This window comes from Streptomyces sp. R-74717, from assembly GCF_047305335.1.
In the GTDB taxonomy this organism is placed as follows: domain Bacteria; phylum Actinomycetota; class Actinomycetes; order Streptomycetales; family Streptomycetaceae; genus Streptomyces; species Streptomyces atratus.
Genome location: NZ_CP102361.1, coordinates 2,327,511 through 2,349,054 on the forward strand (window position 1 = coordinate 2,327,511; position 21,544 = coordinate 2,349,054).

General features: G+C 69.9%; 22 protein-coding genes and 1 pseudogene. 11 read left to right on the forward strand and 12 right to left on the reverse strand.

Going from position 1 to position 21,544, the window contains the following annotated elements; all coding sequences use genetic code 11:
* Window positions 1-2: 2 nt before the first annotated feature.
* The 8 genes from NRF20_RS10505 (at window position 3) to NRF20_RS10540 (ending at window position 7,371) form a co-directional block, all read left to right on the forward strand.
* Window positions 3-701, forward strand: coding sequence for a phosphoadenylyl-sulfate reductase (locus tag NRF20_RS10505; protein ID WP_413752460.1), 699 nt, complete (start codon window positions 3-5; stop codon window positions 699-701).
* 23 nt (window positions 702-724) lie between these two features.
* Window positions 725-1,270, forward strand: coding sequence for an adenylyl-sulfate kinase (cysC, locus tag NRF20_RS10510; protein WP_229845811.1), 546 nt, complete (start codon window positions 725-727; stop codon window positions 1,268-1,270).
* Window positions 1,267-2,202, forward strand: a complete 936-nt coding sequence (gene cysD, locus NRF20_RS10515; protein ID WP_327272172.1) for a sulfate adenylyltransferase subunit CysD — start codon at window positions 1,267-1,269, stop codon at window positions 2,200-2,202. Before cysC ends, cysD begins: the two co-directional genes overlap by 4 nt.
* Window position 2,203: 1 nt before the next feature.
* Window positions 2,204-3,541, forward strand: coding sequence for a sulfate adenylyltransferase subunit 1 (locus tag NRF20_RS10520; protein WP_398629906.1), 1,338 nt, complete (start codon window positions 2,204-2,206; stop codon window positions 3,539-3,541).
* 245 nt (window positions 3,542-3,786) lie between these two features.
* Window positions 3,787-4,902 carry an aliphatic sulfonate ABC transporter substrate-binding protein gene (locus tag NRF20_RS10525; RefSeq protein ID WP_413752462.1) on the forward strand — a complete coding sequence of 372 codons (1,116 nt, stop codon included), beginning with the start codon at window positions 3,787-3,789 and terminating at the stop codon, window positions 4,900-4,902.
* A gap of 42 nt (window positions 4,903-4,944) precedes the next feature.
* Window positions 4,945-5,733 carry an ABC transporter ATP-binding protein gene (locus NRF20_RS10530; protein WP_398629904.1) on the forward strand — a complete coding sequence of 263 codons (789 nt, stop codon included), beginning with the start codon at window positions 4,945-4,947 and terminating at the stop codon, window positions 5,731-5,733.
* Entirely contained in the window at window positions 5,720-6,598 is an 879-nt protein-coding gene (locus tag NRF20_RS10535; protein WP_413752463.1) for an ABC transporter permease, read from the forward strand. The genes NRF20_RS10530 and NRF20_RS10535 overlap by 14 nt, the downstream gene beginning before the upstream one ends.
* Before the next feature lie 8 nt (window positions 6,599-6,606).
* On the forward strand, window positions 6,607-7,371 hold the full coding sequence (locus tag NRF20_RS10540) for a sirohydrochlorin chelatase (RefSeq protein ID WP_413752464.1): 765 nt from the start codon (window positions 6,607-6,609) through the stop codon (window positions 7,369-7,371).
* A 13-nt stretch (window positions 7,372-7,384) separates the two neighbouring features.
* Here NRF20_RS10540 and NRF20_RS10545 read toward each other — a convergent pair whose 3' ends face one another.
* The 3 genes and pseudogenes from NRF20_RS10545 to NRF20_RS10555 all read right to left on the reverse strand — a co-directional run.
* On the reverse strand, window positions 7,385-8,017 hold the full coding sequence (locus tag NRF20_RS10545; RefSeq protein WP_413752465.1) for a DsbA family protein: 633 nt from the start codon (window positions 8,015-8,017) through the stop codon (window positions 7,385-7,387).
* Between the two features lie 68 nt (window positions 8,018-8,085).
* The gene (locus NRF20_RS10550) at window positions 8,086-8,667 is read right to left on the reverse strand and encodes a TIGR03086 family metal-binding protein (RefSeq protein WP_398629900.1); all 582 of its coding nucleotides are present in this window, start codon (window positions 8,665-8,667) and stop codon (window positions 8,086-8,088) included.
* Window positions 8,668-8,765: 98 nt separating this feature from the next.
* A pseudogene (locus NRF20_RS10555) lies at window positions 8,766-9,313 on the reverse strand (ketopantoate reductase family protein); the annotation flags it as partial.
* Between the two features lie 120 nt (window positions 9,314-9,433).
* On the opposite strand from NRF20_RS10555, the gene NRF20_RS10560 reads away from it, so the two are divergent.
* Both NRF20_RS10560 and NRF20_RS10565 read left to right on the forward strand, forming a co-directional pair.
* Window positions 9,434-10,303 (forward strand): aldo/keto reductase, encoded by an 870-nt coding sequence (locus NRF20_RS10560; protein ID WP_398629899.1) that lies wholly within the window; start codon window positions 9,434-9,436, stop codon window positions 10,301-10,303.
* Between the two features lie 83 nt (window positions 10,304-10,386).
* Window positions 10,387-11,172: an ABC transporter ATP-binding protein gene (locus NRF20_RS10565; protein WP_398629985.1), complete on the forward strand. Its 786-nt coding sequence runs from the start codon at window positions 10,387-10,389 to the stop codon at window positions 11,170-11,172.
* Window positions 11,173-11,178: 6 nt separating this feature from the next.
* Here NRF20_RS10565 and NRF20_RS10570 read toward each other — a convergent pair whose 3' ends face one another.
* The 7 genes from NRF20_RS10570 to NRF20_RS10600 form a co-directional block, all read right to left on the reverse strand.
* Window positions 11,179-11,574, reverse strand: a complete 396-nt coding sequence (locus tag NRF20_RS10570) for a DUF4440 domain-containing protein (protein WP_398629898.1) — start codon at window positions 11,572-11,574, stop codon at window positions 11,179-11,181.
* Complete coding sequence (locus tag NRF20_RS10575) at window positions 11,571-12,146, reverse strand: DUF1697 domain-containing protein (protein ID WP_398629897.1); 576 nt, start codon at window positions 12,144-12,146, stop codon at window positions 11,571-11,573. Before NRF20_RS10575 ends, NRF20_RS10570 begins: the two co-directional genes overlap by 4 nt.
* A gap of 122 nt (window positions 12,147-12,268) precedes the next feature.
* Entirely contained in the window at window positions 12,269-13,471 is a 1,203-nt protein-coding gene (locus NRF20_RS10580) for a S8 family serine peptidase (RefSeq protein ID WP_413752466.1), read from the reverse strand.
* Window positions 13,472-13,785: 314 nt separating this feature from the next.
* Window positions 13,786-14,982, reverse strand: a complete 1,197-nt coding sequence (mgt, locus tag NRF20_RS10585; protein WP_398629895.1) for a macrolide-inactivating glycosyltransferase — start codon at window positions 14,980-14,982, stop codon at window positions 13,786-13,788.
* Window positions 14,983-15,035: 53 nt separating this feature from the next.
* On the reverse strand, window positions 15,036-16,334 hold the full coding sequence (locus NRF20_RS10590; protein ID WP_413752467.1) for an ABC transporter substrate-binding protein: 1,299 nt from the start codon (window positions 16,332-16,334) through the stop codon (window positions 15,036-15,038).
* Entirely contained in the window at window positions 16,334-17,173 is an 840-nt protein-coding gene (locus NRF20_RS10595) for a carbohydrate ABC transporter permease (protein WP_398629893.1), read from the reverse strand. Before NRF20_RS10595 ends, NRF20_RS10590 begins: the two co-directional genes overlap by 1 nt.
* On the reverse strand, window positions 17,170-18,120 hold the full coding sequence (locus NRF20_RS10600) for a carbohydrate ABC transporter permease (RefSeq protein ID WP_398629892.1): 951 nt from the start codon (window positions 18,118-18,120) through the stop codon (window positions 17,170-17,172). The genes NRF20_RS10595 and NRF20_RS10600 overlap by 4 nt, the downstream gene beginning before the upstream one ends.
* Before the next feature lie 125 nt (window positions 18,121-18,245).
* Here NRF20_RS10600 and NRF20_RS10605 point away from each other — a divergent pair, with 125 nt between their 5' ends.
* Window positions 18,246-19,112 carry a phosphotransferase enzyme family protein gene (locus NRF20_RS10605; protein WP_398629891.1) on the forward strand — a complete coding sequence of 289 codons (867 nt, stop codon included), beginning with the start codon at window positions 18,246-18,248 and terminating at the stop codon, window positions 19,110-19,112.
* Window positions 19,113-19,248: 136 nt separating this feature from the next.
* Here NRF20_RS10605 and NRF20_RS10610 read toward each other — a convergent pair whose 3' ends face one another.
* Both NRF20_RS10610 and NRF20_RS10615 read right to left on the reverse strand, forming a co-directional pair.
* Window positions 19,249-19,977: a 3'-5' exonuclease gene (locus NRF20_RS10610; RefSeq protein WP_266356769.1), complete on the reverse strand. Its 729-nt coding sequence runs from the start codon at window positions 19,975-19,977 to the stop codon at window positions 19,249-19,251.
* A 92-nt stretch (window positions 19,978-20,069) separates the two neighbouring features.
* Window positions 20,070-21,302, reverse strand: coding sequence for an SAV2148 family HEPN domain-containing protein (locus NRF20_RS10615; protein ID WP_398629890.1), 1,233 nt, complete (start codon window positions 21,300-21,302; stop codon window positions 20,070-20,072).
* Between the last annotated feature and the right edge of the window lie 242 nt (window positions 21,303-21,544).

Below are 21,544 nucleotides of genomic sequence, written 5' to 3' on the forward strand. Positions count from 1 at the left end.
AGATGACAGAACGCACCGTCGAGGAGCTGAAGGAGCTGGCCGGGCGGGCGGCCCGGGAGCTGGAGGACGCCTCCGCGCTGGAGATCCTCCAATGGGCCGCCGACACCTTCGGCAGGAAGTTCTGCGTCACCTCGTCCATGGAGGACGCCGTCGTCGCCCACCTCGCCTCGCGCGCCCTTCCGGGTGTGGACGTGGTCTTTCTCGACACCGGCTACCACTTCCCCGAGACGATCGGCACCCGCGACGCGGTAGAGGCCGTGATGGACGTCAACGTCATCACGCTGACTCCGCGCCGGTCCGTGGCCGAGCAGGACGCCGAGCACGGACCGAAGCTGCACGACCGCGACCCGGACCTGTGCTGCAAGTTGCGGAAGGTCAAGCCCCTTGATGAGGGCCTGACTTCGTACGCGGCCTGGGCGACCGGGCTGCGCCGCGACGAATCCCCCACCCGGGCGAACACCCCGGTCGTCGACTGGGACGAGAAGCGGCAGAAGGTGAAGATCTCGCCGATCGCCCGCTGGACGCAGGACGACGTCGACGCGTACGTGGCCGAGCACGGCGTTCTCACCAACCCGCTGCTGATGGACGGATACACCTCCGTGGGCTGCGCGCCCTGCACCCGCCGAGTGCTGGAGGGCGAGGACGCACGCGCCGGACGCTGGGCCGGCCGGGGCAAGACCGAGTGCGGGCTGCACGACTGATGACGACTGATCAGGAGACTTCGATGAGCGTGACGGAGACGGGAGCCACCATCTGGCTGACCGGTCTGCCGAGCGCGGGCAAGACCACCATCGCGTACGAACTCGCCGGGCGGCTGCGCGGCGAGGGCCACCGCGTGGAAGTGCTCGACGGCGACGAGATCCGGGAGTTCCTCTCCGCGGGTCTCGGCTTCTCCCGCGAGGACCGCCACACCAACGTCCAGCGGATCGGCTTCGTCGCCGAGCTGCTGGCGGCCAACGGCGTGAAGGTGCTGGTCCCGGTCATCGCCCCGTACGCGGACAGCCGGGACGCGGTACGCAAGCGGCACCAGGCCGAGGGCACCGCTTATCTGGAGGTGCATGTCGCGACTCCGGTCGAGGTGTGCTCCGTACGCGATGTGAAGGGCCTCTACGCCAAGCAGGCGGCCGGCGAGATCAGCGGGCTCACCGGGGTCGACGACCCCTACGAGGCGCCCGAGTCGCCGGATCTGCGGATCGAGTCGCACCGGCAGACCGTGCAGGAGTCCGCGGCGGAGCTGTATGCGCTGCTGAGCGAGAGGGGTGCGGCGTGACGACCGTCGCGACTGTGTCGGAAGGCACCGACAATCCGTACGCACTCAGCCACCTGGACTCCCTGGAGTCCGAGGCCGTACACATCTTCCGCGAGGTGGCGGGCGAGTTCGAGCGGCCGGTGATCTTGTTCTCCGGCGGCAAGGACTCCATCGTGATGCTGCACCTGGCGCTCAAGGCGTTCGCGCCCGCGCCGGTGCCGTTCACGCTGCTGCACGTAGACACCGGGCACAACTTCCCCGAGGTGCTGGAGTACCGCGACCGGACGGTGGCCCGGCACGGGCTGCGGCTGCATGTCGCCTCCGTGCAGGAGTACATCGACGCCGGGAAGCTCCGCGAACGCCCGGACGGCACCCGCAACCCGCTGCAGACCGTGCCGCTGACCGAGGCGATCCAGCAGCACCGCTTCGACGCCGTGTTCGGCGGCGGACGCCGTGACGAGGAGAAGGCGCGCGCCAAGGAGCGGGTCTTCTCGCTGCGCGACGAGTTCTCCCAGTGGGATCCGCGCCGCCAGCGCCCCGAGCTGTGGCAGCTGTACAACGGCCGTCACGCCCCGGGTGAGCACGTCCGGGTCTTCCCGATCTCCAACTGGACCGAGCTGGACGTCTGGCAGTACATCGCCCGTGAGGGCATCGAGCTTCCGGAGATCTACTTCGCCCATGAGCGCGAGGTCTTCAACCGCTCCGGCATGTGGCTGACCGCGGGCGACTGGGGCGGCCCCAAGGAGGGCGAGCAGGTCGAGACCCGGCAGGTGCGCTACCGCACGGTCGGCGACATGTCGTGCACCGGCGCCGTCGACTCGGATGCGACGACGCTGGACGCCGTGATCACCGAGATCGCCGCCTCCCGGCTCACCGAGCGGGGCGCGACGCGTGCCGACGACAAGATGTCCGAGGCCGCGATGGAAGACCGTAAGCGCGAGGGGTACTTCTAGGATGACCACACTCACCCGGCACTCAGAGCAGCTGTCGACCACCACCCTGCTGCGGTTCGCCACCGCGGGGTCCGTCGACGACGGCAAGTCCACCCTCGTGGGACGTCTTCTGCACGACTCCAAGTCGGTCCTCACCGACCAGCTGGAGGCCGTCGAGCACGCCTCGCGCAGCCGGGGCCAGGAGGCGCCCGACCTGGCGCTGCTGACCGACGGGCTGCGGGCCGAGCGCGAGCAGGGCATCACCATCGATGTCGCCTACCGCTACTTCGCGACGCCGCGCCGCCGGTTCATCCTGGCCGACACCCCGGGGCATGTGCAGTACACCCGGAACATGGTGACGGGGGCCTCGACGGCCGAGCTCGCCGTCGTCCTGGTCGACGCCCGCAACGGTGTCGTCGAGCAGACCCGCCGCCATGCCGCGGTCGCCGCGCTGCTGCGGGTGCCGCATGTGGTGCTGGCCGTCAACAAGATGGACCTGGTCGACTACGCGGAGCCCGTGTTCGCCGCCATCGCCGAGGAGTTCACCGCGTACGCCGCATCCCTCGGCGTCCCGGAGATCACCGCGATCCCGATCTCCGCGCTGGCCGGTGACAACGTCGTGGAACCGTCCTCGCACATGGGCTGGTACGGCGGCCCGACGGTCCTGGAACACCTGGAGACGGTGCCGGTCAGCCATGACCTCACCGCCTGCCATGCCCGCTTCCCCGTCCAGTACGTCATCCGGCCGCAGACGGCAGAGCACCCGGACTACCGGGGCTACGCGGGCCAGATCGCGGCCGGTGCCTTCCGCGTCGGCGAGGCCGTCACCGTCCTGCCCTCGGGCCGCACGTCGACGGTCACCGCGATCGACGCGCTCGGCGAGAGCGTGGACATCGCCTGGGCGCCCCAGTCGGTGACGATCCGGCTGGCCGACGACATCGACATCTCGCGCGGTGATCTGATCGCCCCGGCCGACGACGCACCGCCGGTCACGAGGGACGTCGAGGCGACCGTCTGCCATGTCGCGGACCAGGCGCTCACTGTGGGCCAGCGGGTGCTGCTCAAGCACACCACCCGCACGGTCAAGGCGATCGTCAAGGACATCCCCTCGCGCCTCACGCTGGACGACCTCTCCCAGCACCCGGCGCCCGGCCGGCTCGTCGCCAATGACATCGGCCGGGTCGTCGTCCGCACCGCGGAGCCGCTGGCGCTCGACGCGTACGCGGACTCCCGGCGCACCGGCTCCTTCCTCCTGATCGACCCGGCGGACGGGACTACGCTGACGGCCGGTATGGCCGGTGCCTCGTTCGCCGCCGTGGCCGAGGCCGCAGCCACCGACGACGCCGAATGGAACTTCTGATGAGTATCGACATCTACTCCACTTTCGCGAAGGAGGGCGGCCGCGTCGGCAGCGGCGCCCTCGGCAGCGGCCAGGGCGGGGTCGCACGATGTGCGCGATGACGTACGCGCACTGCCTGCGCGCCCGCTTGCACCAACCGCACCGCCTGCACAGCCAGTTCAGACGAAGACCTGTCGACTTCCCGGCCGCGTCCCCGTAGTTTGCGGGGGGACACGATCACCGGGCCAACGAGAGGAAGACCTCCCGTGCCTGCCCCCCGTACCACGCTGCACCGCAGCCTCGCCGCTGCCGCCGCCCTGCCACTGCTCGCCGTGGCGCTCACCGCCTGTGGCTACGGCTCCGAGGCGAAGGACGACGACTCCAAGAAGTCGGACGTCGCCGCCGACGCGAAGAAGCTCTCCACGGACACCGTGCGGATCGGATACTTCCCCAACCTCACGCACGCCACCGCGCTGGTCGGCGACCAGGAGGGTCTCTTCCAGAAGGAACTCGGCGGCACCCGGCTCAAGACCTCGCAGTTCAACGCGGGCCCTTCCGAGATCGAGGCGCTCAATGCCGACTCGATCGACATCGGCTTCATCGGCCCGTCGCCCTCCATCAACGGTTTCACCAAGTCCAAGGGCAAGAACCTGCGGATCATCGGCGGCTCCGCCTCCGGCGGGGTGAAGCTGGTCGTGAACCCGAAGAAGATCAAGACCCTGGACGACCTCAGGGGCAAGAAGATCGCCACCCCGCAGCTCGGCAACACGCAGGACGTGGCCTTCCTCAACTGGATCTCCGAGAAGGGCTGGAAGGTCGACGCCCAGAGCGGCAAGGGCGACGTCTTTGTGGTCCGCACCGACAACAAGGTGACCCCGGACGCCTACAAGTCCGGTTCCATCGACGGCGCCTGGGTCCCCGAGCCCACCGCGTCCAAGCTGGTCGCCGAGGGCGCCGAGGAACTGCTCGACGAGTCGACGCTGTGGCCGGACAACAAGTTCGTGATCACGAACATCATCGTGTCGCAGAAGTTCCTGAGCGAGCACCCGGATGTCGTCGAGGCGGTGCTGTGCGGTTCGGTGAAGACCAACGCGTGGATCAACGCCAACCCGGACAAGGCGAAGGCCTCCGCCAACGCCGCGCTCGAAAAGCTGACCGGCAAGGCGCTGCCCGCCGAGGTCCTCGACCCGGCGTGGAAGTCGATCCAGATCACCGATGACCCGCTGGCCGCCACGCTGGACGCGGAGGCCGAGCACGCGGTGAAGGCCGGTCTGCTGGAGAAGCCGGACCTGACCGGCATCTACGACCTGAAGCCGCTGAACAAGGTCCTGAAGGCCGCGGGCAAGCCCGAGGTCGCCGACGCCGGTCTCGGCGTCAAGTAAGCCACCCGAACCCGAACCCAGGATTCCCAGGAGGTGACGACCATGGCGACCACCCTCACCAAGGCCGAGGACCGTACAGCGGTCGGGCACGCCGCCCGTATCGCACATGTCTCCAAGTCCTTCGGCGGACCGGAGGGGCAGCACCTCGTCCTGGACGACATCACGCTCGATGTCGCGCCGGGCGAGTTCGTCACCCTCCTGGGAGCCTCCGGGTGCGGAAAGTCGACGCTGCTCAATCTGGTGGCCGGACTCGACCGCCCGACCGCGGGGTCCATCGAGACCCCCGGCGGCCGGCCGGCCCTGATGTTCCAGGAGCACGCCCTGTTCCCGTGGCTGACCGCGGGGAAGAACATCGAACTCGCGCTGCGGCTGCGCGGCGTACCCAAGTCGGAGCGCCGCACGGAGGCGGAGCGGCTGCTGGAACTCGTACGGCTGGGCGGGGCGTACGGGAAACGTGTGCATGAACTCTCGGGCGGTATGCGGCAGCGGGTGGCAATGGCCCGGGCCCTCGCCCAGGACAGTCAACTGCTGCTGATGGACGAGCCGTTCGCCGCGCTCGACGCCATCACCCGGGATGTGCTGCACGACGAGCTGACCCGGATCTGGCGCGAGACGAACGTCTCGGTCCTCTTCGTCACACACAATGTGCGCGAAGCGGTGCGGCTCGCCGAGCGGGTCGTCCTGCTGTCGTCCCGCCCCGGCAGGATCGCCCGCGAGTGGACGGTCGACATCGAGCAGCCGCGCCGTATCGAGGACAACGCGGTCGCGGAGCTGTCCGTCGAGATCACCGAACAACTGCGTGGGGAGATCCGCCGTCATGGCCAGCACTGACACGAAGCCCGACGATCTGGCCGGTCTGGAGGCCGGGCTCGACGCGCTGGACGCCGTGCAGGTGCGCCGCACCCCGGTGCGCGAGGTGCTGCTGCGCAAGGTGCTGCCGCCCGTGCTCGCGGTGGCGCTGGTGATCATCGTCTGGCAGCTGCTCATCGAGGCGCAGGTCACGGACGACTACAAGCTCCCGTCACCGGCCGCGGTGTGGAACAGCGCGGCCGACATGTGGCTGCAGGGAACGCTGCTGGAGGTCGTCTGGACCAGTATCTCTCGCGGTCTGCTCGGCTTCCTGATGGCCGTGGCCATCGGTACGCCGCTGGGTCTGCTGGTCGCCCGGGTGAAGTTCGTACGGGCCGCGATCGGCCCGATCCTGTCCGGGCTGCAGTCCCTGCCGTCGGTCGCCTGGGTGGCACCGGCCGTGATCTGGCTCGGGCTGAACGACAAGATGATGTACGCCGTGATCCTGCTGGGCGCCGTCCCCTCGGTCGCCAACGGGCTGGTCTCCGGCGTCGACCAGGTGCCGCCGCTGTTCCTGAGGGCGGGCCGTACGCTCGGCGCGACCGGGCTGCGCGGGACCTGGCACATCGTGCTGCCGGCCGCGTTGCCCGGCTATCTGGCCGGTCTCAAGCAGGGCTGGGCGTTCTCCTGGCGCTCGCTGATGGCCGCCGAGATCATCGCGTCCTCGCCCGATCTCGGCCTGGGGCTCGGTCAGTTGCTGGAGAACGGTCGCAACAACGCGGACATGCCCGGCATCTTCCTCGCCATCATCCTGATTCTGTTCGTCGGCATCGCGATCGACCTGCTGATCTTCAGTCCGCTGGAGCGGTGGGTGCTGCGCAGCCGCGGTCTCCTCGTCAAGAGCTGAGCCACGCCATGTCCGCCCCGGTCCTCCTCGTCATCGCCCACGGCAGCCGCGACCCGCGGCACGCGGCGACCGTGCACGCGCTCACCGCGCGGGTACGGTCGCTGCGGCCGGGGCTGCGCGTGGAGACCGGTTTCCTGGATTTCAACGCGCCGTCGGTGCCGCGGGTGCTGGAGCGGCTGGCGGCACAGGGTGCGGGGGATGTCATCGCGCTCCCCCTGCTGCTCACCCGGGCCTTCCACGCCAAGTCCGACATCCCCACGGTGCTGCACGAGGCCCGGACCGGACTGCCTCGGCTGCGCATCCGGCAGGCCGAGGTGCTCGGCCCGTCACCTTTGCTGAATTCGGCACTGGAACGGCGGCTGTACGAAGCCGGGATCCGTCCCGGTGACCGAAGCTCGACCGGGCTCGTCCTGGCCTCGGCGGGCTCCACAGACCCGGAGGCGATCGCAGTGATCGCTGAAATCGCGCGGGAGCTGCGGCACACCGGTTGGTGCGCCGTGCGGCCTGCGTTCGCCTCCGCTACATCTCCCGCGGGGTTCCCCCGCACCGAGGACGCGGTACAGGCCCTGCGGGCCGAAGGTGTACGGCGGGTGGCGGTGGCCCCTTACGTCATCGCACCCGGCCGGCTCCCGGACCGTATCGCCGCGGGCGCGGCCGGGGCGGATGTACTGGCCGATGTCCTGGGCGCGTCATTGGAGTTGGCGCGACTGCTGCTGACCCGGTACGACGAGGCCCGCGTCCCGCTCGCACGGCCGGCGTCGCTCAGCGCGTAGAGGCCGGCGTTCATCAGCCCACGTCCAGGCTGCCCGTGCGGGTCCGCTTGAGTTCGAAGAGGTCCGGATTCCCGGCAAGTACCCGGAAGCTGTCGAAGATCCGCGCCGCCTCCTCGCCACGCGGTACGGCCCGCAGGACCGGCCCGAACCAGACCGAGCCGTCGACATGGATCGTGGGCGTTCCGACGTAGGCGTCCGCCTCCGGATCCTTGCCGTCGTCGTGGCTGCGCCGCAGTGCCTCGTCGTACGTCTCACAGTGCGCGGCAGCACCCAGCTCGGCGGGCAGACCGAGCTCCGCGAGGGATTCGGCGATCACTTCGTCGAAGTCCTCGTTCTTCTGCTGGTGGATGCGGCTGCCCATCGCGGTGTAGAGATCGCGGAGCACAGCATCACCGTGGTCGGCGGCCACCGCGACCGCGACCCGCACCGGACCGATCGACTTGTCGACCAGTTCCCGGTACCAGTCGGGGAGTTCATTGCCGATGTTGTGCAGGTAGAGGCTCATGACGTGGAAGCGGAGCTCGATGTCGCGCTGCTGCTCCACCTCCAGCATCCAGCGGGAGGTGATCCAGGCGAACGGGCAGGCCGGGTCGAAGTAGAAATCGACGGCGGTCCTGCCCGTATCCGGAGTGCGGTGAGTGGTCATGCGTCGAGCCTAGCCAGGCATTGGCTTACCGGCCCGGGCCATTCACCGTCCGGTCAGCTGGGCCACTTTCAGGCCCCGGTCCAGTGCGGGTCGCGGCCGCTGTGGGCCAGCGCCCGTTCGAACACCGATGCCGATGCGGACACCGTCACCTCGTCGGCGAAGCCGTCGTACTGCCGGTAGAGCGCGGCGGTACCGTCGACGACATCGAGGACATAGGCGGCCGCCGCGTCGGAGAGCCGGACTTCCTCTCCGACGGCGCGGGCCACGTCCCAGGTGTGCAGGGCCGTCTCCTCGATGAGCATCGCGGCGATCTCGGAGGCCGGGGAGGTCGAACCCCCGAGGTCGATCTCGCCCTCCCAGACCGCCGGGTCCGACCAGGCGGCGACGGCGCGGTCCAGTTGCGCCGCGTACTTCTGCGCCCAGTCGGCGTCGGCGGTGAAGTCGCAGGTGGTGAGCTCGTCGGGAAGGTCCTTGCGCAGGGCGCGGTGCTCCAGGCCGTAGGAGGTGTACAGCACCCAGTGGTTGATGAGTCCGCGCAGGTCCCAGTCGCCGCAGGGTGTGGGCAGTTCGAGCTGATCGGTGGTGATGGAACGGGCGATGCGGGCCGCTTCGCCGGCGACTTCGGTCATGTGAGCGTGCTCGTTCTTCATGCGTCCCAGACTAGGACGGGCCACTGACAACGGTATTGAAGAAAGGCGACGCCGACCGGACCCGCCGCCTCAGGTGGCGGCGTCGACGAGGGCGACGCCATATCCGGCTCGACCGCGGCGAGCAGCTTGGGCTTCTCCAGGTCGAGACAGGGACCGCTCCTGCTCACTGCCCAGGAACGGTAGCGGCCCAGGTGCAGGACGCCGGCCAGCGTCGTACCCGGCGGCGGAGATCTCGCCGGGTACGACAAAGGTGGCGGGCAGCCAGACGCACGTGCCGGAAGCGGCGCAGTGGCAGGCGTTCGCTCTCCACCCCGTTCTGCGCGCAGATCAGCGGCAGCCGCTCGCCCGCCATGGAGCCGCCCGCGACAGGCCGGACGCTCCGGGCGTCGAGGGCGGCCGTGCTGTCCTGCGTCTTCACGGCGAGTACGAGTACGTCGTCCGCGGTCAGATCGAGCGCCTCGGGCCGGTCGACGACGGGGAGCGGGTGGGTGCGGGGCCCGTCGGGTGTGCCGAGGCGCAGCCCGCCGGTGCGCAGCGCCTCGTACTGCGCGCCTCGTGCGACGAGCACGACATCGTGGCCGGCCTCGGCCAGCCGTCCCCCGACGGCACCGCCGACGGCACCCGCCCCGACGATGACGTAACGCATCCCGCATCCCGACTCCCCGTTCCGCAGCCTCACAGGTGAGAACGCCGATCCCCGAAGGGCCGGCAACACCTCAGCACAGGACGAAAAGTTGTGGTGCCGATTGCCACTAGTGTTCCCGTTATGTCTTCCACGTCACCCCCTCTCGATGATGTCTTCCTGCTCGGCGGCGAGCTGCCCGTACGCCGTCTCGGCTATGGCACCGCCCAGCTGACCGGTCCCGGGTACTGGGGGCCGCGCGGGGAGCGGCAGGACGCCGTGGCCGTGCTGCGGACGGCCGTCGAGCGGGGCGTCACGCTCATCGACACCGCCGACAATTACGGCCCCGGGCTGGCCGAGGAGCTGGTGGCCGAGGCCCTTCACCCGTATCGCGAGCATCTGGTGATCGCGACCAAGGGCGGGGTGGTGCGCACGAGCGACAGTGCCTGGCACGTCGCGGGCCGTCCCGAGCAGTTGCGGGCGATGTGCGAGGCCAGTCTGCGACGGCTGCGGACCGACCGGATCGACCTCTACCAGTTGCACCGGCTGGACCCGGACGTACCCATGGCCGACCAGCTGGGCACCCTGGATGCGCTGAGGCAGGAGGGTAAGATCCGGTACATCGGTCTGGACACCCTCACCGCCGACCAGCTGGAGCAGGCTCTCTCCCTGACCGGGATCGCCTCGGTGCAGAACCGCTTCAATCTCCTCGACCGTTCGTCGGACGCGGTACTGAAGGTGTGCGAGGCCCACCATCTGGCTTTTCTGCCCTGGTTCCCACTGGCCAACGGTGCTCTGACCGGCGAGGCAGCTGCGGCGCTCGCCGGTGTCGCCGATCGGCACGGTGCCACCCGTGGGCAGATCGCCCTCGCCTGGCTGCTGCACCGCTCCCCTGTGCTGTGCCCGACCCCGGGCACCGGTTCGCCCGTCCATCTGGCGGAGAACCTGGAGGCGCGGGAGATCCGGCTGTCCGCCGAGGACATGAGCTGCCTGGAGGCGCTCGCACCCGCATGAAGGAGTACCCGCGCGTGACCACACGTACCACCGCCACTGTTCCCGCCCCGGCCGGTGCTTCCGGTTCCCCCGCCGCCGTCCCGGTGATCCGGGCCGAGGGTGTGTCGCTCGTACGGGAGGGCGATGTCCTGCCCGACTCGGTCTCCCTGACCGTACGCAGCGGTGAGCACTGGGCCCTGCTCGGTGCGAACGGAGCCGGCAAGAGCACGCTGCTGGGGCTGCTCGGCGCGGTCGATCACCCCACCAGGGGCTCGGTCGAGGTGCTGGGGCGCACCCTCGGGCGGGTCGATCTGCGAGAGCTGCGGTCGCTGCTCGGGCATGTCGATCCGCGCCATCCGCCGCGTTCGCCGTTGTCGGTGCACGAGGTGGTGCTGACCCGTCTGACCAACTCGGTCGAGCCGGTGCCGCGCTGGTCCGCGAGCCGGGAACAGCGGGCCCGGGCGGAACGGCTGCTGAAGATGCTCGGCATGGGTGGCAGGACCCGATCGCGCCGGCCCGCGCTCTCGCAGGGTGAGCGGGGCCGTACGCTCATCGCCCGCGCCCTGATGCCGCAACCAAGGCTGCTGCTGCTCGACGAGCCGGCCACGGGGCTCGATCCTGCCGCCCGTGAGCAGTTGCTCGACAGTCTGGACACGTTGCGCGAGGAGCATCCGGAGCCGGCGACGGTCCTGGTCACACACCATCTGGAGGAGCTGCCCGCCTCGACCACGCATGCGATGCTGCTGCGGGGCGGCCGGTGTGTGGCATCGGGCCCGGCCGACGAGGTACTGACCACCGATCAGGTCAGCGGCTGCTTCGGGCATCCGGTGCGGATCTCCCGTACGGACGGCCGGTGGACGGCGCGGGCGCAGCGCGTCGCCCGTCGCTGAACTGGTTCATCCGTCGGCGTCGGGACCGGCGTTCGCGGCGTCGCTGAACGGCGTGGCCTGGTGGAAGTAGAGCACCCAGCCCGCGCCGGTATGCCGCCACAGCGAACTGCGGTGGGCGAGGTGCCCCTTCGTCTCGGTGTCGTAGGTGAGGTGGACGAATTCGTCGTCCAGCTGGACTCCGCGCATCCGGGACGCGGTGAGCGGGCCGGGATGCGGGGCGTTCTCGGCGGTGAGCGAGGCGATCATCGTGTCGCGGTCCCAGACCCGGCCCGTGGAGTCGATCTCGCGGTACTCGGGGTGCAGCACCTGGGAGAGGAGTTCTGCGGAGGCGCGTACCACCGGGTCGAGGAGGCGGAGCTCTCCCTCCACCGCTGCGGCCACGCCGGGGGACGGTTCGCTCACGTGCGGGCTCCGTTGTTTGCGGTACCCGTCGGTGCGGTCATCTCCACCAGCTTGACCACGGTGTTCCAGTTGCGCGAGGTGGTGATGACGCCTTTGGTGAGGGCCGGCCGGGACAGGGCATCGGCGAGTCTGGAACGGCCCAGTCCGTCGGGGGCGTAGAGGTAGAGCGCGCGGTCGCCGAGCCGGAACTCCTCGGGGAGGAAGGCCGCCGGGTCGATCCCGGCGAAGCGTTCGGCGTCGACCGGCTGCCCGTAGTAGGTGATGTGCAGCTGCTTGCCTTCGAGTTCGGCGGCCGGGAACGGGCAGGCCGCGGCAACTGCCGTGAGGTAGGCGCCGTCCCGGACGAGGCAGGGGACGGGGAAGCCGAACCGCTTCTCGATGGCCCGTTCCAACTCGGCGGCGAGTGCGTTCTCGTCGTCCGACGCGCTGCTGAAGACGGCGTTGCCGCTCTGCAGGTGGGTCCGGACGTCCCCGTGACCGAGTTCGGTGAGCAGCGTGCGGAGTTCGGCCATCGGAACCTTCTTGTGGCCGCTCACATTGATCCCGCGCAACAGCGCCGCGTACATCGTCATGGGCACACCATAGGACGGTCCGTCCACGCAGTGCGACCGCCGCGCCCCGTGGGGGAGGGCGCGGCGGCCGCCGACTGCGTTGCGCCGGGCGTCTGCCGCCCGGTCACGGCTGCGGGGGTCGGTTACTCAACGACCTTCAGCAGCTTGTTCGGCGTGCCCTCGGTCGCGTTGGAAATCGCGTCGGGGGTAGCTCCTTCGGTCAGTGCCGTGGCTACCTCCGCCGGGGTGGCGTCCGGGTGTCCGGAGAGGTAGACGGCGGCGGCACCGACGACGTGCGGGGTCGCCATGGACGTACCGGAGATGGTGTTGGAGCCGTCGTCGCTGTCGTTCCAGGACGAGGTGATGTCGGATCCGGGGGCGTAGATGTCCACGATCGAGCCGTAGTTGGAGAACGACGACTGTTCGTCGTCCACCGTGGACGAGGCGACCGTGATGGCCTCCGGGACGCGGGCCGGGGAGCTCTCGCTCGCGTCGGTGGACTCGTTTCCGGCGGCCACCGCGAAGGTGACTCCGGAGGCGATGGCCTTCTGGACCGCGGCATCGAGCGCCTCGTCCGCGCCGCCGCCGAGGCTCATGTTGGCGACCGAGGGGCCCTCGTGGTTGGCGGTGACCCAGTCGATGCCCGCGACGACCTGCTCGGTGGTGCCCGAGCCGGAGTCGTCGAGGACCCGGACGGCGACGATCTTCGCCTTCTTGGCGACCCCGTAGGTCGCACCGGCGATGGTGCCCGCAACGTGGGTGCCGTGGCCGTTGCCGTCGTCGGCGCTGTCGTCGTTGTCGACGGCGTCGTAGCCCGAGGCGGCCCGGCCCTCGAACTCGTTGTGCGTGGTACGGACACCGGTGTCGATGACGTATGCGGTGACGCCCTCGCCCGCGCTGTCCGGGTAGGTGTACGCGTTGTCGCCGGCAGTCTGGGTCTGGTCGATCCGGTCCAGCCCCCAGGACGGCGGGTTGTCCTGGGTGGCGTCGATGTGGAACTTCTTGTTCTGGACGACCTTGGAGACGGCCGGGTCGGCCGCCAGACGCTTGGCCTCGGTCAGTGAAAGGCCGCTGGCGGAGAAGCCGTTGATGGCGGAGTTGTAGTTCCGCTTGAGCTTGCCGCCGTACTCCTTCGCGAGCTTCGCCTTGTCGGCCTTCTGGTCCAGCATCACGATGTAGCTGCCCGAGACGGCGGTCGCCGCGTCAGCACCGTAGACGGTGCCCGTCGCGGGAGCCGGTGCGGCTCCCGCGAGGGAGGTACCCAGCAGGGTGACTCCGGCCGCTGCGGCCACTGCGGTTATCGCCGCGGTCAGCTTCATCCGACGTGCGCGCTTGTGAATTGCCATGAAGAGGGATCTCCTCGTCATTCTTTGTGGGGGGATTGACCCCCGGCCGGACAATCTCCGGGGGCTGGCTCGAAACCCTCGCCGATTGACGCGCTCAGATCAAGACCTTCATGCGGCTGTGACTTACTCAACAAGGTTTCGTAATAAGAAACCGGCCAGCCGTACCCAAGTCGGGCGCGGTCGCGACAACATCCGTCTCACGTAAGGGGCTTGCCGCTCCCGCGGCGGCGACCCGCGCACTTCGCAAGAGGGAAGGCGGACCCCGCCGGCGCACCCGGGTGGACAAGGAGACGGCTTGATTCCGCCCCTGCCCGTCAGGCGGGCAGTTCGGCCTCGATGAGCTCGGCCGCCCTCTTCGTGCCGCCCTCCCCTGCCATCCGCTCCCGCACGGCCGCGGCCCTCTTCGCCACCTCGGGGTCACCCACCAGGCCGAGCACGGCAGTCCGCAGCGACTCGGGGGTCACCTCCGCCATCGGGAGATGGCGGGCGACGCCGAGCGCCTGGAGCATGTCGGCGTTGCCGAACTGGTCGACGGCCTGCGGCACGGCGACCATCGGGGTGGCGGTGGCGAGCCCCTCCTGACTGCCCCCGGCGCCCGCGTGAGTGATGAAGGCGTCCGCCTGCTTCAGCACCGAGAGCTGCGGCACCCAGGGATGCACCTCCACATTGGCCGGTACGTCGCCGAGTTCGGCGGCGTCGACCCAGGCGCCGATCTGGAGCACGACATGCCAGCCGGGCAGACCGCCGAAGGCCGTGACGCAGTCGCGGTAGAAACCGGGCTGGCTGGTGAAGGTCGAGCCGAGCGAGACCAGCAGCACCCTCTCGGCACCCTCGGGGCGCTGCCACTCCCCCTGGTCCGCGCGGTCGCCCTGACAGGCGCCCACGAAGGTGTGGACCGCCCTGTCGACACGGTCGGCGTTCGGCTGGAGCACCTCGGGGATCAGGACGACCGACCGCGGCGGCCGGCCGACGAACGGGTCCGGGTGCTGGTCGATCCCGTTCTCGGTGAGCCAGTCCTGGAAGCGCCGGTAGTACGCCCGCCCGCGCTCGGACCGCTTCAGTTCGGCGGTCATCGGCTCGCCGGCCTCCTCCTCGTATCCGTCCCAGGCGACCAGGTTGGGCGAGAGGGAGACGGCGGGCACACCCCAGCGGTGGGCAAGGACCCGCGCCGGATAGGAGGTGATGTCGTGCAGGACGAGGTCGGGCTCGTCCCCGTCGAAGGCTTTGATGAGCTGAGGCAGGGCCTGGACGGCGTCGTCGAGGAAGGGTTCGAGGTTGTCGATGAGTTCGGCGCCCCAGGCATCCGGGGACTCTTCGGTCGGCAGCACCGAGGTGTAGAGCACCGGTTCGGCGCCGGTGGCGGCGACCTTCTCGGCGAACGACGCCGGGATGGCGTAACTGACGCGGTGCCCACGGGCGACGAGCTCCCGGATTACTTCCAGGCTCGGGTTCACGTGCCCGTGGGCTGCGATGGAGAACATGGCGATATGGGCACGCTCGGTATTCGTCATGCCCTCACCCTAGGCGAGACGAGACGTCTCGTGCATTTGGTTTTCGGGACACCTCAGCGCTGATAGCGGGCCAGCACCCGGTTCCCGTCGTCGACCAGACGTTTCCTCAGCTCTTCCGCGCCGATCGCCCCGCTGTAGTACTCCTGGAGGGCCGGTGTGGCGACCTTGTCCTTCCATTCCGGGTAGCCGCGGACCGACTGGGCGGGCGCCGGCCGCAGCGCCTTCGCCACGGCGACACCGGTCGACCAGCCGTCCTTGTCGGTGTGCAGGGCCGGATCCGCGAGGGCCGCGGTGCCGGTCGGGAGCATCCAGTCGCCCTTGGCCAGGCGCACCATGTTCTGCGGCCGGAGCAGGAAGTCGATGAACTGCGCGGCCTCCTTCTTGTGCGGGCTGGCCTCCGAGACGGAGAGGGTCTGCGGACTCACCCCCTGGGCGAGGCCCCCGCTGCCGGCCGGAGCGGGCAGGACGGTCCACTCGAAGCCCTCGGGGGCCTGCTCGACAACCTGTTGACGGTACGAGAAGCCGAGCGGGACCATCGCGTACTTGCCGCCGAAGAATCCGGGGAGGGTGTCGGAGCCGCCCATGCCGAGCGCGGTGCGGGCGGCGCTGTGATCGATGTCGACCTGATCGTGAATGGTGCCGGGGACGACATGGTCGCCCTCACCCGCGCGGATGGTCACCTTGCCGTCGGCGCCCGGGTGGAAGAGCCGACCGCCGGCGGAGAGGCCGAGGTTGAGGGTGACGGAGACGGGCTCCTTGAGCGGCCAGGCGACGCCGTATCTCCCCTTGCCCGTCAGCTCCTTGGTGATCTGCCGGAACTCGGTCCAGCTCCAGGGGTTGCCAGGGGTCGGGATACGGACCCCCGACTTCTTGAGGATCTTGGTGTTGGCGATCAGGACGCGGGGCTCCTGGAGGAACGGCACTCCGTAGACGCCGTCGCCGAAGGTGGTCGTCCGCCAGCTCTGTTGCGGGATGTCGGCGGTCAGCCGGTCCGGCAGGAGCGTCCGCAGATCGGCGAGGTAGCCGCCGTACGCGAAGTCGGCGAGGTCGTCGGAGGCGTCATGGATGACATCCGGCGCCTCGTCGCCCTCGAAGGAGGTGAGCAGCTGGTCGTGGACGGTGTCCCAGCTGCCCTGGACGTAGTTGACATGGATGTCGGGGTGGGTTTCGTTCCACTCCTTCACCAGTTGCCTGTTGGCATCGACGGACTCCTTCTGCCAGGCCAGCGACTGGAAGCTGAGCTCGGTCCGCCCGTTGCCGTCCCCGCCGTCGCCCGTCCCCGAGCAGCCGGTGAGCAGCAGGGCCAGTGCCGTGGCCACGGCGGCCGCCGTCGTCGTCACGGATGCGCGCATCAGCTCTTCACCGCCCCGGCCAGCAGGGAGCCGGTGATCCGCCGCTGGATGACCGCGAAGATGACCAGCGAGGGAAGGGTCGCGAGGAACGCGGCGGCGGCGAGCGGCCCGAGGTCGGCCGCGCCCTCCGCCCCGATGAAGTGGGTCAGTACGACCGGCAAGGTCTGCTTCTCCGGTGTCTTGAGCAGGACGAGTGCGAAGAAGAACTCGTTCCATGCGGTGATGAACGCGAAGAGTGCGGTGGCGACGATGCCGGGGGCCAGCAGCGGGGCGGTGACCGAGACGAGCGTCCGCAGCCGGCCCGCACCGTCGACCGAGGCGGCCTCTTCGAGCTCGGCGGGCACGGCCCGTACGTACCCCACCAGCATCCACAGCGCGAAGGGCAGCGCCCAGACGACGTACACCATGATCAGCCCCCACAGGGTGTTGATCAGATGGAGATTCTTCAGGACCAGGAAGAGCGGAATGATCAGCAGGACGAACGGGAACGCCTGGCTGACCACGACCCATCCGGTGGTGGCCGTCGAGAGCCTGGAGCGGTGGCGGGCCATGACATAGGCCATGGGCGTGGCGATGAGCACCGCGACGACGGCGGCGCAGAGCGCGGCGATCAGCGAATTGGCGGCGGCCTGGAGCAGCGGCTGTTCGTCGAATGCCTTGCGGAAGTTGTCCAGCGTCGGATGCTCGGGGATCCAGGTCGGGTGCAGGGAACCCAGTTCGCGCGCCGGTTTGAAGGCGGTGGAGATCAGCCACAGGAACGGGAACGCCAGAAAGACGAGATAGCCGAGCAGTGCGACGTACTGTCCGGCGCGTGCGGATCTGCTGGTACGCAGGCTCACCGGTCCTCGCCTCCCCTGAGCCGGCCGACGAGATACACCGCGAGGATCACGGAGATCACCGCGACCATCACACAGCCCATCGCCGCGGCGTAGCCGAACTGTCCGTAGCGGAAGGCCTCTTCGTACGCGAAGAGCATCGGCAGCCGGGTGCGGCCGCCGGGTCCTCCGTTGGTCAGTACGTAGACCAGGGCGAAGGAGTTGAAGTTCCAGATGAAGTTGAGCGCGGTGATGGAGAGCGCGACCGGTCTGAGTACGGGCCAGGTGACCGTGCGGAAGCGGCGCCAGGCACCTGCTCCGTCCAGGGCGGCCGCCTCGTGGAGTTCGTGCGGGGTGTTCTGCAGGCCGGCCAGGAGGGCGACGGTGGTCTGGGGCATGCCGGCCCAGACGCCCACGACGATCACGGCGGGCAGGGCGGTGGCGAGCCCGGTGAGCCAGTCCCGGCCGTCGCCGAGGCCGAGATCGCGGATCGTCTCGTTGAGGATGCCCGCGTCCGGGTTGTACACGAGCCGCCACATGATGCCGACGACCACCTCGGGCATCGCCCACGGAATGATCGCCAGCGCCCGCGCCAGCCAGCGCATGCGCAGATTCTGGTTGAGCAGCAGGGCGAGGCCGAGCGCCAGTACGAACTGCGGGACGGTGACGCCGACCGCCCACAGCAGACCGATCCGGAACGAGTCCCAGAACAGGGCGTCGTGGAGCAGGTCCTGGAAATTCAGCCCGCCGACCCACTGGGTGGAGCGGGTGCGGCCGGACTGGGCATCGGTGAAGGCCAGCGCGATGCCGTAGAGGAGCGGGCCGACGCTGAGGATCAGGATCGGGATCAGCGCGGGCAGTACCAGGAACCAGGTGCCGGCATTCCGGGTGACCGGCCGGGTCTGCTTGTCGTGCGGGCTTCCGGGCGGACCGTGCCTTCCGGAACGTGCGGTTGCACTCGCTAATGTCATAAATTCGCCCCCTTGCGTCATTCGATCGGTTTCATACCGTTCTGGCCGCTCAGGTGGCCCTCGTCATCGTGCTGACGGGCCATCGGTTCGTCAAGCCGGCCTGCACAGATGCGAAAATCGGAGCCATGAACGAGATGCGTGCGCGCGAGGTGCTGACCGCTGCCGGACTGTCCGGCGGTGCGCAGTTGCTCGCGCTGGGCGAGAACGCGGTGTTCGCCGTGGACGACCTGGTGGTCAAGGTCGGCCGGGACGCCGTGCGGAACCCGGAACTGCGGGACCGGGCCGAGCGCGAGGTGGCCGTCGCTCAGTGGCTGGCCGCCTCCGGTGTCCCCGCCGTACAGGTCGCCGAGCCCGGGGCGCGGCTGGTGGAGGGCCACCCGGTGACGCTCTGGCACCGGCTGCCCGACGCAGTACGCCCTGCCGAGCCGCAGGATCTGGCGCGGCTGCTCACCCTGGTCCACGCGCTGCCCGCCCCGGACGGTTTCGCCCTTCCGCGCCGTGAGCTGCTGGGCGGGGTCGAGCGCTGGCTGCGGCTCGCGGGCGATGCGATCGACCCGGCCGACGCCGACTATCTGCGTGAGCGCCGCGACGGCTTCGCGGCGGCCGCGGCCGCGCTGATTCCCCATCTGCCGCCCGGGCCGATCCATGGCGACGCTCTTCCGCGCAATGTCCATGTCGGTCCGAACGGGCCGGTGCTGGTCGATCTGGAGACCTTCTCCGCGGATCTGCGCGAGCACGACCTGGTGGTGCTGGTGCTGTCCCGGGACCGGTACGGGCTGGCGGCCGAGGCGTACGACGCCTTCACCGCCACGTACGGCTGGGACGTCCGCGAATGGGGCGGCTGCGCCGTGCTGCGCGGGGCGCGGGAGACGGCCAGCTGCGCGTGGGTGTCCCAGCACGCGCCGACCAACCCGAAAGCGCTCGCGGAGTTCCGCCGCCGGGTGGCGTCGCTGCGCGACGGTGACACGGCGGTGCGGTGGTACCCGTTCTAGGGCGCGGCTGACCGGGGCCGTCCGGTGGCCGCTGCGTCCTCAGGCGCCGGACGGGCTCAAAGGATGTCCGCAAGCGCCGGACGGGCTTGATATTCCCCCGCCGCCGCAGATGCGCGCGCCGGACGGGGTCGAATTCTCAGCCGGTCACCCGGGCCGGCTCCCGCAGGGGCCAGTGGCCGTCGATCACCGCGTCCGCCGTGCCCTTGCGGCGCAGGAACTGCTGGAAGTCCGCAGCCCATTGCGCGTACCACTCCACCTGGCGCTCATGGAGCTCGGCGGCGGTCAGCTCGGCCACCGAGCCGTGCCGCTCGGCTATCGCGTACGCCACCCGGACCGCGGCCAGCGCATCCGCCCCCGCGTCATGGGCGCCCCCGTGCACCACGCCGTACTCGACGCAGACCGCTTCGAGGGTGCGCTTGCCCTTGCGGTAGCGGTCGACGGCCCGGTCGATGGTGTACGGGTCGATGACCGGCCCGATCCCGGCCCCGTCGAGCCGGTCGCTCAGCGACGGCAGCCCGTGCCGCCGCAACTCCGCCGTCAGCAGCGTCAGGTCGAAAGCCGCGTTGTACGCGACGACCGGCACCCCCTGACGCCAGTAGCCGGTGAGTGTCTCGGCGATCTCGTCGGCCACCTCGCGCACCGGCCGGCCCTCCGCCGCCGCCCGCTCGCTGCTGATGCCGTGGATCGCCGAGGCCTGTGCCGGAATCCGGATGCCCGGATCAGCCAGCCAGGTGCGCTGCCGCACCGGCTCCCCGTCCCTGCCGCCGACGCCGACGACCGCGGCTGTCACGATCCGGGCCTCCAGCGGTTCCGTGCCCGTCGTCTCCAGGTCGAAGCCGACCAGCGCCTCCCGGTGCCAGCTCATCCCGTACCTCCTTCGTGGTGCTCTCCCCCAGGTGATGACCACCCTCGCATGCACCACTGACAACGGACGGACAGCCCCTCAGGAACAGCCCCTCAGGAGACGGGCCGGGAGTCCGTCCACACGGACTCGAATTCCTCGCGGTACGTCTCGAACAGCCCGTGCTCGTTGTCCTGACCCGCCCGGACCACCGCGCGCCCACCGCCCCGCAGCACCAGCACGGGCGCCTCCATGCCGCGTGCTCGCCTCAGATACGGCTGGACGACCCCGACCGCGTCCGTCCCGTCGCCGTCCACCAGATAGGCCGTGAAGCGCGGCGTCTCGTCGAAGACATGGATCTCGAAGGCGCCCGGATCGCGGAGCTTGGAACGGACCCGGCGCATATGGAGGATGTTCATCTCCACCGACCGGCTCAGCTCGCCCTTCTTGAGACCCAGCTCCCGCTCCCGGCGCTTGACCGCGCTGCTCGCCGGGTTGATGAAGAGCAGCCGGACCCGGCAGCCCGACTCGGCGAGCCGGATCAGCCTGCGGCCGGAGAAGTTCTGCACGAGCAGGTTGAGTCCTATGCCGATCGCGTCGAGCCGGCGCGAACCCCCGAAGAGATCCTCGGCGGGCAGCTGGCGCTGGAGCCGCACCCGGTCGGAGTGGACGGAGACCACGTCCGCGTACCGGTCGCCGACCAGTTCCTCGACGGCGTCGACCGGGAGCCGGTCGGCCGACGGGACCGCGGCGCCGCTGCCCAGGATCTCCAGGAGCCGGGCCGAGGCGCGCTCGGCCTGGGCGAGGACCGCCTCGTTCAGGGCGCGGTTGCGGGAGACCACATTGCGGGCGACCTCCAGCTCGTCGAGCGCCAGCTCCACCTCGCGCCGGTCGTCGAAGTACGGCTCGAAGCAGGGCCAGTGCTGGACCATCAGCTCACGCAGCTGCGGCAGCGTGAGGAAGCTGAGAACGTTGTCGTCGGCCGGGTCCAGCAGATAGCCCTTGCGGCGGGAGACCTCACGTACGGCGACGGCGCGCTGCACCCACTCCTGCCCGGCGGGGCCGGCGGCAGCCACCACCCAGTCCTCGCCATGAACCGGCTCGTAGATGGGCCGGAGCACCGCGGCGACCACGGCGCGCAGCCGCTGCTCCACGAGATTCAGCCAGATGTAGGCCCGCCCGGCCCGCTGGGCGCGCGTGCGCACCTCGCTCCAGGCGTCCGCTCCCCAGTCCAGTTCCGCGCCGATCTCCATGGGCTGCGCAAGTGAGACCGCCCCGGGCGGGGCATCGGTTGAGTCCCCCTCGTGACCTGTGTCACCTGGGGGCAGCTCGAACCCTCCCGAGCTCACCCGCGCACCGCCTTCCACTCCCCCACCAACGATCAAGGAAGGGTACTCCGCGAGCGGGATCCGGTGCAGCCGGATGCACAGGCTGCTTCTTCAACTCCCCTATGACGCAGGCACGTTCCCGATGGCAAGATCTGCCGTAGTGAGCGGATTCATAGTGATTGAGCCCCCTGTCCGGGGCCCTGTACCGGGCCTGCGACCGGCTCAGGTCCCCGGATCCCGGATCCGGGCGACACAGATGGGCC

Excerpts from the sequence above, each read along its gene's own strand:
- cysC (WP_229845811.1), top strand. The coding sequence starts at position 725 with ATGAGCGTGACGGAGACGGGAGCCACCATCTGGCTGACCGGTCTGCCG.
- NRF20_RS10505 (WP_413752460.1), top strand. The coding sequence starts at position 3 with ATGACAGAACGCACCGTCGAGGAGCTGAAGGAGCTGGCCGGGCGGGCG.
- NRF20_RS10575 (WP_398629897.1), bottom strand. The coding sequence starts at position 12,146 with ATGACGATGTACGCGGCGCTGTTGCGCGGGATCAATGTGAGCGGCCAC.
- NRF20_RS10610 (WP_266356769.1), bottom strand. The coding sequence starts at position 19,977 with ATGAGCTGGCACCGGGAGGCGCTGGTCGGCTTCGACCTGGAGACGACG.
- NRF20_RS10535 (WP_413752463.1), top strand. The coding sequence starts at position 5,720 with ATGGCCAGCACTGACACGAAGCCCGACGATCTGGCCGGTCTGGAGGCC.
- NRF20_RS10520 (WP_398629906.1), top strand. The coding sequence starts at position 2,204 with ATGACCACACTCACCCGGCACTCAGAGCAGCTGTCGACCACCACCCTG.
- NRF20_RS10550 (WP_398629900.1), bottom strand. The coding sequence starts at position 8,667 with ATGAAGAACGAGCACGCTCACATGACCGAAGTCGCCGGCGAAGCGGCC.
- mgt (WP_398629895.1), bottom strand. The coding sequence starts at position 14,982 with ATGACGAATACCGAGCGTGCCCATATCGCCATGTTCTCCATCGCAGCC.
- NRF20_RS10580 (WP_413752466.1), bottom strand. The coding sequence starts at position 13,471 with ATGGCAATTCACAAGCGCGCACGTCGGATGAAGCTGACCGCGGCGATA.
- NRF20_RS10540 (WP_413752464.1), top strand. The coding sequence starts at position 6,607 with ATGTCCGCCCCGGTCCTCCTCGTCATCGCCCACGGCAGCCGCGACCCG.
- NRF20_RS10530 (WP_398629904.1), top strand. The coding sequence starts at position 4,945 with ATGGCGACCACCCTCACCAAGGCCGAGGACCGTACAGCGGTCGGGCAC.
- NRF20_RS10600 (WP_398629892.1), bottom strand. The coding sequence starts at position 18,120 with ATGACATTAGCGAGTGCAACCGCACGTTCCGGAAGGCACGGTCCGCCC.
- NRF20_RS10605 (WP_398629891.1), top strand. The coding sequence starts at position 18,246 with ATGAACGAGATGCGTGCGCGCGAGGTGCTGACCGCTGCCGGACTGTCC.
- NRF20_RS10560 (WP_398629899.1), top strand. The coding sequence starts at position 9,434 with ATGTCTTCCACGTCACCCCCTCTCGATGATGTCTTCCTGCTCGGCGGC.
- NRF20_RS10545 (WP_413752465.1), bottom strand. The coding sequence starts at position 8,017 with ATGACCACTCACCGCACTCCGGATACGGGCAGGACCGCCGTCGATTTC.
- NRF20_RS10590 (WP_413752467.1), bottom strand. The coding sequence starts at position 16,334 with ATGCGCGCATCCGTGACGACGACGGCGGCCGCCGTGGCCACGGCACTG.